The sequence below is a fragment of the Brevibacillus schisleri genome, from assembly GCF_055685845.1.
Map to the genome: position 1 here is coordinate 4843759 of NZ_JBVNDM010000001.1, position 12962 is coordinate 4856720.

The 12962-nt window shown below is 49.4% G+C and carries 10 protein-coding genes; 2 read left to right on the plus strand and 8 right to left on the minus strand.

The genetic code is table 11. The annotated features are described in order from the left end of the window. Position 1: 1 nt before the first annotated feature. Both ACUUHJ_RS23030 and ACUUHJ_RS23035 read right to left on the minus strand, forming a co-directional pair. Positions 2–1282: a nucleotide sugar dehydrogenase gene (locus ACUUHJ_RS23030; RefSeq protein ID WP_238352010.1), complete on the minus strand. Its 1281-nt coding sequence runs from the start codon at positions 1280–1282 to the stop codon at positions 2–4. Next, the gene (locus ACUUHJ_RS23035; protein ID WP_289673953.1) at positions 1275–2258 is read right to left on the minus strand and encodes an NAD-dependent epimerase; all 984 of its coding nucleotides are present in this window, start codon (positions 2256–2258) and stop codon (positions 1275–1277) included. The genes ACUUHJ_RS23030 and ACUUHJ_RS23035 overlap by 8 nt, the downstream gene beginning before the upstream one ends. A gap of 192 nt (positions 2259–2450) precedes the next feature. On the opposite strand from ACUUHJ_RS23035, the gene ACUUHJ_RS23040 reads away from it, so the two are divergent. Then, positions 2451–3989: a glycosyl hydrolase family 28-related protein gene (locus tag ACUUHJ_RS23040; RefSeq protein WP_472300025.1), complete on the plus strand. Its 1539-nt coding sequence runs from the start codon at positions 2451–2453 to the stop codon at positions 3987–3989. Between the two features lie 56 nt (positions 3990–4045). Here the strand turns inward: ACUUHJ_RS23040 and ACUUHJ_RS23045 are convergent, their stop codons facing one another. After that, positions 4046–4441 (minus strand): hypothetical protein, encoded by a 396-nt coding sequence (locus ACUUHJ_RS23045; RefSeq protein WP_354142452.1) that lies wholly within the window; start codon positions 4439–4441, stop codon positions 4046–4048. Between the two features lie 111 nt (positions 4442–4552). Continuing rightward, positions 4553–7699, minus strand: coding sequence for a DNA translocase FtsK (locus ACUUHJ_RS23050; protein ID WP_472300026.1), 3147 nt, complete (start codon positions 7697–7699; stop codon positions 4553–4555). On the opposite strand from ACUUHJ_RS23050, the gene ACUUHJ_RS23055 reads away from it, so the two are divergent. After that, a complete protein-coding gene (locus ACUUHJ_RS23055) occupies positions 7593–8867 on the plus strand; it encodes a hypothetical protein (protein WP_289673956.1) in 1275 nt (424 codons plus the stop codon). The two genes, ACUUHJ_RS23050 and ACUUHJ_RS23055, sit on opposite strands and share 107 nt — an antisense overlap. A 64-nt stretch (positions 8868–8931) precedes the next feature. Here ACUUHJ_RS23055 and cysC read toward each other — a convergent pair whose 3' ends face one another. The 4 genes from cysC to cobA are packed head-to-tail and all read right to left on the minus strand — an operon-like array spanning position 8932 to position 12949. Next, entirely contained in the window at positions 8932–9537 is a 606-nt protein-coding gene (gene cysC, locus ACUUHJ_RS23060) for an adenylyl-sulfate kinase (RefSeq protein WP_289673957.1), read from the minus strand. 38 nt (positions 9538–9575) lie between these two features. Then, a complete protein-coding gene (gene sat, locus ACUUHJ_RS23065; RefSeq protein ID WP_289673958.1) occupies positions 9576–10715 on the minus strand; it encodes a sulfate adenylyltransferase in 1140 nt (379 codons plus the stop codon). A gap of 42 nt (positions 10716–10757) precedes the next feature. Next, a complete protein-coding gene (locus tag ACUUHJ_RS23070) occupies positions 10758–11474 on the minus strand; it encodes a phosphoadenylyl-sulfate reductase (RefSeq protein ID WP_472300027.1) in 717 nt (238 codons plus the stop codon). Beyond that, complete coding sequence (gene cobA / locus ACUUHJ_RS23075; protein ID WP_472300028.1) at positions 11471–12949, minus strand: uroporphyrinogen-III C-methyltransferase; 1479 nt, start codon at positions 12947–12949, stop codon at positions 11471–11473. The genes ACUUHJ_RS23070 and cobA overlap by 4 nt, the downstream gene beginning before the upstream one ends. Positions 12950–12962 lie beyond the last annotated feature (13 nt).

Here is a 12962-nt window from a genome sequence, read left to right on the forward strand (position 1 = left end):
ATCATAAACGCCAGAGGCTAATTTCTGCCGGGCATGTTTCGCGATTGAGCACGCTTTTCACATCTGCGATGACACCTTGCCCCTGATACAAGAGCCCTGCAAGCTCCTCCCATCCCAGGTGCAGATATCGCTCATGAGGTACAGCCAATACGATTCCGTGGGCAGGCTGCAGGTCTTCCCACTCTCGCAATTGAATGCCGTATTCCTCTCTCGTCCGCTCTGGACAAGCCAATTCATCTGTCACTTGGACCTCTACTCCGAACTCCTTTAGTTCCTGAATAATGTCGATGACCCGACTATTGCGGATGTCCGACACGTTTTCTTTAAAGGTGATGCCCATAATCGTAATCCGCGAGCCTTGAATCGCAATATTTTGCCAGATCATTTGTTTCACGAGTGAGGTCGCGACGAACTTACCCATTCCGTCATTGATCCGTCGTCCAGCCAGTATGACCTGTGGATGATAACCAACACTCTCCGCTTTGTATGTCAAATAGTACGGATCGACGCCAATACAATGACCACCGACGAGTCCTGGAGAGAACGGAAGGAAATTCCACTTGGTCCGAGCAGCTTGGAGCACATCTGCCGTAGAAATGCCCAAGCGATCAAAAATAATCGAGAGCTCATTGATCAAGGCGATGTTGATGTCGCGTTGCGTGTTCTCAATCACCTTGGCTGCCTCAGCCACCTGAATCGAGGGCGCTTTATGAATACCTGCCTCTACTATCAGCCCATACATCTCGGCAATCGTTTCACACGTCTGGCGATCTTGCCCTGAAACGACCTTGACGATCTGGGACAATCTCCGTTCCCGATCCCCCGGATTAATTCGTTCAGGTGAGTAGCCGACGAAAAAATCAATTCCCGCCAGCTTTCCAGACGCTTGTTCCAATACAGGAATACAAATCTCTTCTGTTGCCCCTGGATACACGGTCGATTCATAGACAACGATGGTCCCTGAAGTCAGATATTGCCCAACACTTTCAGATGCGAGAATGAGTGCGCGCATATCGGGTCGTTTCGCAGAATCGACAGGTGTGGGTACCGTTATGATGATAAAATCACACGTTGCTAGACTTGCGGGGTCATCTGTATACGTGATGTTGGCTCGCATCAGCTCATCTGTAGACATCTCTCCGGTTTCATCCATTCCGCTCTCCAGACTGCGTATGCGTCTTTCGTCAATGTCAAAACCCACTACTGGAAGCACTTGGCCAAAAGCAATCGCGACAGGCAGTCCTACATATCCAAGACCGACTACTCCCACTTTTTTACGCATGGGCGACACCATAATAGCTGACGTACCAGTCTACAAAGCGGGATATCCCCACATCGACTGGTGTTTTTGGGCGAAAGCCTGTCGCCTCATACAGAGCTTCTACTGATGCATAGGTAGCAGGAACATCCCCCGGCTGGATGGGCAAATAGTCGCGAACAGCCTTTTTCCCCAGCTTCTCTTCCAAGATGGAGAGAAACGTAAGTAAATCGATCGGCTGGTGATTCCCGATGTTGAAGACCTCATGCGGCACCTTATCCCCTTCCCTTTGGGGGATTCGATTCATCAGTCGCAGCATCCCTTCGACGATATCGTCCACATACGTAAAGTCCCTTGTCATGTTGCCGTAGTTGAAGATACGGACAGGCTCTCCCGACAAAATCGCCTTGGTAAACGTATAGAGCGCCATATCGGGTCGGCCCCACGGCCCATATACCGTAAAGAAGCGCAGTCCCGTCGCAGGCAAGCCGTATAAGTGACTATAGGTATAGGCCATCAGTTCATTGGCTTTTTTCGTTGCTGCGTACAAGCTGACCGGCTCATCTACGGGATCGTACTCTGCAAAGGGTAGCTTTGTATTCCCTCCGTAGACGGAGCTAGAAGATGCGTAGAGCAAATGCTTGACCCTCGACCGTCGGCATCCTTCCAAAATGTTTAGAAATCCGGTGATATTGGAAGTCGTATAGGCATGAGGATTTTCCAGACTGTACCTGACACCCGCCTGAGCGGCCAAGTGAATGACAGTCTCCAGCTCCATTTCTCGGAACAACTCGTCCATCTTGCTCTGATCTGCAATATCCGCTCTGACAAAACGAAATAATGGATACGCTTGGAGGATTTCCAGTCGGTTACTCTTCAAGACTGGGTCGTAATACTCATTGCAATTATCTACCCCCCACACCGTCTGTCCTTGTTCCAAAAGCCGTCGTGCTACATGAAAACCGATAAATCCAGCTGCACCTGTCACCAAAATCGACATACTATCCACCTCTTTGCTTATTAATACGGAGGTTCTAGGACAAATATGCCAGTCGTTGCCCAAAGTTTATGGAACACATTTTTATGGAGTCCGTGCCCTTTTTACTAAATGGTTGTCAACATTTGAGAAATGGTTGAATGAAATGAAAAGAAGACAATCTTGTCTACCCATTTTTTGGAGGGGAATGCTTTTATGTGGATTGATGTAAAAACGTACGGAGCAAAGGGGGATGGAGTGACCGACGATACCCAAGCAATCCAGACTGCATTAACTGCTGCTCTTAACCTACAAATTCCATTATTTTTCCCTGCTGGCACCTATATCATTGAGCCAAACAGACTGGAGGTCATCCTAGGAGCAGGAAAAAGCCTAGTGATGCAGGGAATCGGTCCTTTTTCCGTAATAAAAAGGAAAGCGAATTCAACTGCCGCAGATTGGCGCTGGCTGTTCTCGATTACGTCCGCGGGTGGGGATGCTGATTCTTTTGTGGTCGCCAACCTGAAGATCGATTCCAATGCGAGAGCAAACCCGCTGCCACCCGACCCTTACGATTACGAGCATAGCACCGATTTCTACATTCGTGGTGGCGGTCCTAGCAGCTATCTCAATTACGTAGCACTACAACAAGTATGGTGTACGGATGGAGTCGCCGACCATTTTTACTTTGCCGGGGAAAAAAACTGCTATGTCCGCACTGTGCAAATTACCGATTTTTACAGCGACAACCGCAAGCGTACACGCTCAGATATTACGGTGACGGGTGGCCTAGAGCGGCTGAATGCAGCGAACGTAGCGTGTGATCGTTTTGAGGTCGAGCTCAATCAAGGGTACGACGGAGCCACACCCATGTTCGTAAACCTGACCAATATCTCTTGCCGTCAACAGCTCGACTTGGAAGGAGATTTGTCCTCCCCAATGGTCGTGCAAGGTAGTCATCTTGTTTCGCTCGCTAGCTTCAGTCTCACTGGCATGACAGGCTGTATCAGCTCCTCGGTATTTTATACGGCACCCGAACAGAAAAATCGGGTGAACTTTATGAAAAACATGACGTTCAGCAATTGTCGCTGGGTATTGCATACGACCGCACAAGGAAGCACCAATACAGTTGGTACTGGTCTCACCGTGGATTATTCAGATGTAGGACTTGTATTTGATGGCTGTAGCTTCGAGGCCAATGATACAGCGACTTCCATCGGCGGCTACGCCTTGAGCTTGGAGCCATGGGAAGTGCTCGCCGAGAGACAAGTTACCGTGAGAAACTGTTCGTTTGATCCTCGACTGACCCAAAACATTTCGTTGAATCGCTGCGGAAATGTCTCCCTCATAAACAACCGTTACTCCGGGTCCGATCACGCCATCATGCTCTACGGCACCGGAACGTACCCATTGGTAGTCACCGTGGATGGTGGCGACTTCAGCCAGGTTACTGGAAAAATGTTTTATCACAAGTCTTCGGATAAAATAACCCTCTCCATGAAAAACCTCCCTGTTCCTGTTTCCCTCACTAGCGGCTACAAATCCGAAAATTCTTCCTTTACCCCAATTGTTTCCATCAACGAACGTGTTGTGTATGTCGCGACAGCCCCCAGCGCCTCCGTCAAATATGGTGGTATCAAAGGCGATACTCTGCGCTTGATCACTCCTGTAAACAATCAACCCTGTGAATGGATTGCGACTACGACAAATAAGACTGCCTGCACCTGGTTAGTGACCAAAACGGCCAAAAGCTAAGGGGAATGAAAAACATCCATCTGGCCCCTCGTTGTGGGATAGATGGATGTTTGTTATTAGGCAATACGCTCCAAATCCGGATTGTACCGTTTCACATAAGTATAAATTTCTTCCCCAAGCAATTGCATTCTTACTAGCCCATCTGCCTGCTCACTCAAATGCTTGGTGAGTTGATTGGTTCCATTTTCGATACGTCTTTTGGCAGCTTCAGGCAGTGTCAATACATGTGGTACGAGCAATTGCAGGTACCAAACGCCCTTGTCTTCCTCAGAGACATCGATCTCTAGTTCCATGTCCGGACTGTCGAAATCGTACAGCTGGTTAAAGAGCGACTCCCTTATTTCCAGCGTCAGTGCGGTAATGTCGATTTTCTCCACGCTCAAATAATACTCTTCATTGAACAAGACAATTTTGTCGTCAATTTCCTGATACTTTTTCGCCAGCGGATTCATCGTCATCGATCCTTTCCATCTCACATCTATCTTATAGCATACTACCTTACTGAATATTTAGGCAACTCATCCGTATAGAAAGGGCCTTGCTCCATGCAAGACCCTCATTTTTTACAGGAGTGTCGATCCCTCTACTACGGCTTGAGCGTCCTCCTTGGAAATAAGGACGGCGCGAGCCTTACCGCCGCTTTGTCCTGCGACGTACCCATCTGCCTCCATCATTTCAATGAGACGGGCAGCACGGTTATATCCGACGCGGAAACGGCGTTGCAATCCAGATGCAGAAGCTTGGCCCTGCTCAGCCACGAACACGAGGGCTTCCTGATACAACGGATCATCTCCGCTGTCAAACGATGCAACCTGCTGCTCCAAATCTTCTTTGCTGAAAATGTACGCAGGCTTTCTTTGCTTTTTGATCATGTGCGTGATTCGCTCGATCTCGTCATCCGAGACAAAGTTCCCTTGCAGACGAACCGGAGTCGTACCGCTCTCAAGGAACAGCATGTCCCCTCTACCCAACAGTCGCTCTGCCCCAGATTGATCGAGAATCGTACGCGAATCAACTTGGGAGAACACGGCGAAAGCAAGACGAGTCGGTACGTTTGCCTTGATGTTTCCGGTAATGACATCCACGGATGGGCGCTGTGTCGCCAAAAGCAAATGAATACCGCAAGCACGTGCCTTCTGAGCGATACGGATAATGCAATCCTCCACATCCTGCGGCGAAACCATCATCAGGTCAGCCAACTCATCGATGACGATCACGATATAAGGCAGTTGATCATCTGTCGTCTGATTGTAGCGGTCAATATCGCGAACACCCGCATCTACGAACAACGCATAGCGCTTCTCCATTTCTTCCACGGCCCACTTGAGAGATGCCGTTGCCTGCTTGGCCTCTGTCACAACAGGCGTAACCAGATGCGGCAAATGATTATAAGGGGCGAGCTCTACCATTTTCGGGTCGATCAAGAGCAATCGCACCTGCTCAGGAGTCGCTTTGTACAGCAGACTGACGATGATCGAGTTGATGCAGACACTTTTACCCGAGCCTGTCGAGCCGGCAATCAAACCGTGCGGCATCTTTTTAATATCCGCAATAATCGGCTCTCCGCCGATGTCCATACCAAGTGCAACTGCTAACGGAGAGGAATGCTCCTGAAACTTGTCTGAACTGATAATCTTCTCGATTAATACAGGTTGGCTGGACATATTTGGGACTTCGATTCCGATGGCATTGCGTCCTGGAATCGGTGCCTCGATACGAATATCTTTGGCAGCCAAATTCAGCTTGATATCGTCAACCAATCCCGTAATCTTGTTCACTTTTACGCCCGGAGCCGGTTGCAACTCAAAGCGTGTCACGGATGGACCTTTGACAATCCCTACTACTTGAGCGCTGACATTGAAATTCACGAGTGTCTCTTCCAATAATAGCTTTTGAATTTGCGTATGCTCATCGTCGTCATCACTGACCGGTGGGCTTGGATTCAGCAGTCCCAAATCCGGCAAGGCGTATGGCGGCTGTGCGGACTCTGCTCCTTGGTCCGCTTCATTGGACGAGTCTTTTACCGGAGCTGACGCAGGCTGTATCGACTTGGATGCCTGAGACAAGTTCACGGACTGTGTAGCGGATGAAACAGGGAGTGGTACGGTTTCTGCAACTGGTTCTTCAATCGGTTCCACAACGGATTCCACAATTGGTTGAGCAATAGATTCAGGCTCACTTAGTTCTGCTGGTTCTGTGTGCTCAGGCTTATCTTCGAAACTTGAACCAACTCCTTCTGAACTGAGCTCCTGTGGTGAATCTATTTCTGCTCTCTCTAGCAAACGGCTGATAGATGATGCATAGGCAGGCTCTTCGACATCATCGCCATCATTCTCGCTCTCCACCTGCACAACCTCACTAGGTGTAGGAATCAGTTTATGCTCGGCTTCCTCATGGGCTAGTCGCTCTTCCGACGTTTGAGACTCCGATACCTCTTCTTCCGCATCCACGCTCGCCATTGGTTCTGCGAGTTCGCTCACTTCTATTTGTGGCTCTTCATTCTCATGCACTTCAGCCACCGTCTCTTCGGCTTTTGGCTCCGTATCCACCAGCGTTTTTTCTTCTACGACTGTCTCTTCCACTTGTACGGAAACAGCAACCTCTCGTTCTGAGTCAAGAGCTTCTGCCACGACAGTCTTTGCAACAGTATTTTCTCCTTCGTTATGTACAGAATCATTCGCAACAACACCAACAACATGCTGCGGTTCATTTTGCTCAAAGGAAGCAGACTCTTGCTCCTCTGGAAAATATCGCTCGCTGATCTCTTGTTCCCACTGCTTCATCTGCTGCAAATGCTCTTCTTGCTCCTGACGCGGATAAATGATTCCCGCAGTCGTATGAATCCGATGCTCTGCCTCGCGTGTCGCCGGGGTTATTTTCCCATAAACAGGAGAAACGATTTCAGACGGCTGGTAGGCACGCTTTTCTTCTGTAGAAAAAACGGGTCTCGTTACTTTTTCCGTTTCTTTTTGCGGCGCACGATTTGGACGCTGCGGTATCTCGATGTTGTTTTTAACAAGCTCAGGCTTCTTTTTCTCAAAAACGGGCTCTGTCTTTGTTTCCATCACGCGATCATTTGCTGGCCGCACCGTTTCACGTTTGGGCTCGAATCGCTCACGAGGTGCCTGCTGGCGACTGCGATCATTCGATTCGGCAGGATTCTCGCTACGATTGCGCTTCTTCTCCAAATAGTCATCCGGGACAACTGGAAAACGAAATTGACGCTCTCTTCTTTGACGCACATTGTCTTCTATATCTCGAGTGTCTACCCGTTCTTTTGGGTATATGCTTTTTGTTCTCGCCTGAGGCTGAGGCTGACGGGGAACGGGATTACCCGCTTGGTTACCGGTACCTGCTGGACGGCCTTCTTCCTCTATTTCTTCTTCTCTTTCTCCCTGAAAAAAGTTCATCAGCTTTTGAAGCCACGACCACATGTTGCAACGCCCTTTCTTCACTAACCATCTTCTCCCCTTCATTTTACCACGAAAATGAGGCAGAATTAGCCGGATTGTGATTTTTTTCCGTTTTTGCGAAACCTTTTCTCTATTTGTGCGTAGAACAAAGGGGGAATAAAAAATAATATACATAGGGGAGGAACACATCATGTGGAAAAAAGGTAGCGCCCTTCTGGTAGCAGGTACAGTACTGCTGACTGGTTGTGCAGGAGAGGCATCCCTGGTGCGTGATTCTATCGTAGCGACAATTGACAAGCCTAACTATGATTTTGAAGGCACTTTGAAGCTGACAGGCGACGTTGAGAAATTGCCTGAAGCATTCGGAGAACCGGTTGACAAAGAAGGGCAAGCATTGTTGTCCGCTTTGAAAGCAGGCGTAACAGTAAAAGGCTCCCAGCTGGATCTGGACACTGTGAAGTTTGAAGTAGAAGTAAAAGACGACAAGCTCCTGCGCGACAACAAGCTCTGGACAGGTGACAAAAAAGCATCTGTTGAAACGATCGTTGACGAAGATAAAGTCTACGTGAAGTCTCCACTGGACAGCAAGTACTTGGTAATCGATTCGAACGCATCCAATCCTTTCATGGCTGAGTTTGGCGGCTCCGATGCTGCTAACGCTGCGAAGCTGAAAGAATACCAAGACAAAATGAACGACCTTACTTTCAACTTTGTGAAAAAGTATGTAAGTAAATATGGCTATACATTGGCAGACGCGAAAAACCATGGCAAACAATCCGTTACATTGCCAAACGGTAATAAAGTAGAAGCAACTCATGTAACTGTAAAAATCGACGCAAAAGAATTGGTAAAAATGTTCTTCTTCACAGCTAACGATGCAGTAGCTAGCAAAGAAGTAAAAGATTTTGCGATCGATATGATGGTACTGACCACTTCCATGACAGAAGATCTGTATCCAGAAATGGGCAAGAAAACCACAGAAGCTGAGAAGCGCGCAAATGCGGAAGCAATGGTAAACGAAGGCATGGCTGAAGCGAAAAAATGGCTGGATGAAACAGGTAAAGCATACACACCTGAAAAAATCGTAGAAGAAATGAAAAAAGAAGGCTTCCACAAGCTCGCTTGGAACCTCGACTTCTACATCGACAGCAACAAAATGCCTGTAAAACAAACAAGCGATCTGAGCGTAACTTTCCAAGCGCCAGAAATGAAGCAACCTGTAACAATCGGTCTGTCTGCTGATCAATATGCATACAACTTCGGAAAAGCAACCAAGTTCAATGCACCAGCAAAAGATGCTGGTCTGACTGTAGAACAGCTGGTGAAAGACGAAAAAGCAATCAACAGCTTTAGCGACAAAGGCTTTGTTCGTCCAATCGCTGAAAGCATGGTTGATCAACAAAAATGGATGCTAGAAATGACTGAGGATCTGGAAGCTGTTGAACCAGCGACCACTACGAAGTAATATTTTTCCTCACGAAGAAAAGCACGGCGCCTCTCGCGTCGTGCTTTTTTACCTATCCATAAAACTAGAGAATCTTGTGCTTTTCCAGGTATGTAAGGACAATCTGGACAGATTCCTCAATCGTCTGCTTGTCGCTCTCAATGACCAACTCCGCTTGAAGAGGCTCTTCATACGGTGCTGAAATCCCCGTAAACTGACCAATCTCTCCACTTCTCGCTTTTCGGTACAGTCCCTTCACATCCCGGCGCTCACACTCATCCAATGAACATTTTACATATATCTCGATGAATTCTCCCGCCTCTACCAGATTACGCGCAAGCTCCCGGTCTTCCCGATACGGAGAGATAAACGCGGTCAAGGTAATCACGCCTGCGTCTACGAATAGCTTCGCGACCTCGCCAATTCGGCGAATATTCTCTTGTCTGTCCTCTGCCCCAAACCCCAATCCGCGGTTCAAGCCGTGGCGTATATTGTCACCATCCAGTACGTAACTGGCTAGCCCTCTCTGATGCAGTTCGTGTTCGACTGCATTGGCCAACGACGATTTTCCAGCACCTGACAGCCCCGTAAACCATAAGACACAGCTTTTGTGGCCTGCACGCTTTTGACGGTCTTGTTTAGTTACCGTCGTCGGATGCCATACGATATTCGCGGTGCCCTCTCTACTCATCGTCTCTCTCCTCTCTTCCACTGCTTTCTTCTCGCCGATTAAACGGACACGGGTCGCAGCCCTTCGATCAATACCCGAGCAACTTCAGGACGGCTAAATTCAGGTGGCGGAGCCTCTCCGCGCGATAGCATTTCCCTCACCTTCGTCCCGGACAGCGCAACATGATGCTCGCTATCATGAGGACACGTTTTGGTAGAGGCCATGTTTCCGCAGGTCTTGCAATAAAAGCTGTTCTCGAAAAATAATGGCGTAATCCCTAGCTCCTCCGGCTGGAATTGGCGGAAAATATGCTGAGCATCGTACGTCCCGTAGTAGTTGCCAACACCAGCGTGGTCCCGACCTACAATAAAATGTGTGCAGCCGTAATTTTTCCTCACCAAAGCATGAAAAATTGCTTCCCGTGGTCCCGCATAACGCATGGCAGCCGGGAAAACAGCCAACTCTACCCGTGTAGCCGGATAGTATTTTTCCAGTAATACCTGATAGCTGTTCATCCGCACATCAGCAGGGATGTCATCTGCCTTCGTTTCGCCCACAAGAGGATTCAAAAACAGACCATCGACGATTTCGAGAGCTGACTTCTGGATGTATTCATGTGCGCGGTGGACTGGGTTGCGTGTCTGGAAGCCGACAATCGTTTTCCAGCCCTTCTCGGCAAATCTTTCTCTCGTTTGTGCCGGATCGAAGTGATAGCTGGCAAAACGCCCTTTTTCGGTGCGCTTTACCAGCGTAATCGGGCCAGCCAAATAAACAGCAGGACGCTCCAGCAGCTTTTTCACCCCGGGATGATTCGTATCGTCGGTGCCATAAACGAGGCGGGCTTCTCTCTCCTTGTCAGGTGAATAAATATCTGTGATTTCAAGAATGCCGTAGACCGAGCCCTGATGGCTCAACCGCACCTTGTCTTTGATCTGCAAGGCTCCTGCGACAGTGGTCGAGACCGGAAGTGTAATTGGAATGCTCCAAACGGTACCATCTGCCAGCCGCATCTGCTCAACGACGGATATATAATCCTCCCGATTCAAAAATCCGGTAAGCGGACTATAGCCCCCAATCCCGATTAACTCCAGATCTGCGAGTGCAAATGCATCTATCTCCACTTCATGCGTAGTCACCGACAGGTCTGCCTGTGGATCAAAACGGTTTACCAGCTCTCCCCCGTGAGGTTTCCCACTCATACAAAAGCCCCTCCTATCCTTGGTTTGTTCTTCTCTTACTCGTTACCTTGCGAGATGCAGGCCACATTCCGTTTTCCCTGCTTGCGCCCAGCGCCCTGCCCTCGAATCCTCGCCCTCTTTTACAGGACGTGTACAAGGAGCGCAGCCGATGCTCGGATAGCTCTGGTCGTGAAGGGGATTGTACGGCAATTCAAATGCCCGGATGTACTGCCACACTTCTTCCGACTTCCAATGGATGAGCGGGCAAATTTTTAGCGACTGGAATTTTTCATCGCGGTTGATAAACCCGACATTCGCTCTCGTGGCAGACTGCTCTCTGCGTAGACCTGACATCCATGCAACCGCTCCGGTCAGCACATCTTCCATCGGCTGTACCTTGCGGATATGGCAGCACATATCCGGCTGCCTACTCCACAATTCTTCGCCATGGAGGTCTGCCTGCTGGGCCAGCGTGATGTCCGGCTGCTTGACCGTTATCCTCAGCGCGGGATACCTCGCGCTCACCCGCTCAATCAAGCTGTACGTCTCGAAAAAGTGGAGATTGGTATCCAAAAAAGTGACCTTGGCATCCTTTTTCACATCGCTGATCATATCGAGCAGCACCATGGCTTCGGCCCCAAAGCTACACGAATAAATCAAATCATCCGAAAACGTCTTATATGCCCATTTGATTACGTCTATGGTGTCACCCTTTGCGAGACGATTATTGATGGAAGCGAGTTGTTCCTCTGTCGCTGACGCATAATTCAGTTGGCTCATGTGCCCCCTCCTTGATCATTCAGCGTTCGATCATCCTTCAGCTCGTTTATATTGATCGTGTGATCTTTAAGACTGCTCACGGATTGCCAGCCCATTTCTCTCGCTGCAACTGCTGTTTCCTTTCCGACACATACGATCGGTGTCTTTGACCAGGCATCGCCAGCGAATTGCGCCAGCGCTGACAGCGTATGGACATCATCCGTCGCAAGCCAGTCAAATGACCATCCCTCCTTTTTCGCACTAAGGTCCTTCCCATCCCATACGAGCGTGCCCGCTTGGATTACGTGAATCACGTTGCCGTGGTCCATCGTGATTTTTTGCGGCTTCCGCTCCCCTGCGTAAAGCACCTGCTCTTCTTTTTCCAAGGCAAGCAGGTCGGGGAGTGCCAGTAGAGATGTATTTTCATCCAGCATCAAGTCCGGATAAATCCCCTGTTTCTCGAAAGCCTCAGAAGCCCGTTGTCCACAAACAGCCAGCTTGCTCGTCAAGCGCCGTACATCATATCGCTGTTGTCGCAAGGCAGAAGTAAAAAAGGATACTTGCTGCTCATCCTCGAACACGAGCCAACGATAAGTGGCAAGCTCCGTCAATGGTGTGTCAAACGTGCACTGCTCGATCAAAGGAATCGGCATGACTTCGGCGCCCAACTGCTCCAAGGCAATCACGAGTTCGCTATTTCCTTCATCGCTTGCTCTTCTTGCAACGGCTACCCGTTTTCCGAACAAGGGGCGTGATTCATACCAGTTCAGCGATTCCCGTAGACGGACGACCTCACCTATGATAATGATGGCGGGTGCGGCAAAACGAGCCTGCTCAACTTCCTTATCTATCGTCCCAAGCTTGCCGATCAACGTCTCCTGCTCACGCACCGTCCCCCAGCGCACGAGAGCAACGGGCGTTTGGGCGTCTTTTCCATGCACAAGAAGTCGTTCCCTGATGCGAGGCAGATTTTTCACACCCATGTAGATGACCAACGTTTCCATCGAGGCGAGGGCTGCCCAGTCCGGCTCCTTTCCTGCATTTTTTTCACACAGGTGACCGGTGACAAAAGCGACGGAAGCGTTGTAGTCACGATGCGTCAGCGGAATACCTGCGTAGAGCGGAGCCGCCATCCCGGAAGTAATTCCTGGGACGATCTCAAACGGAATAGAATAGTCGCGGCACATCTGCGCTTCCTCTCCTACCCGCCCGAACATGCTCGGATCGCCGCCTTTCAGACGAACGACGTATTTCCCTTTTTGGGCTTCCCTGATGAGCAGAAGGTTGATCTCTTCTTGTGGCAATGTATGATGATCGGCCTCTTTCCCGCAATAGATGAGGGTGGCTCCCTTTTTTGCGTACGAGAGAAGCTGCGGGCTTGCTAGGCGATCGTACACAATCACATCCGCAAGACGAAGCGACTCCATGCCGCGAATCGTCAGCAGCTTTGGGTCACCAGGCCCTGCTCCAACAAAAACGACTCTGCCTGTGTTCATTGCGAATCCGTCC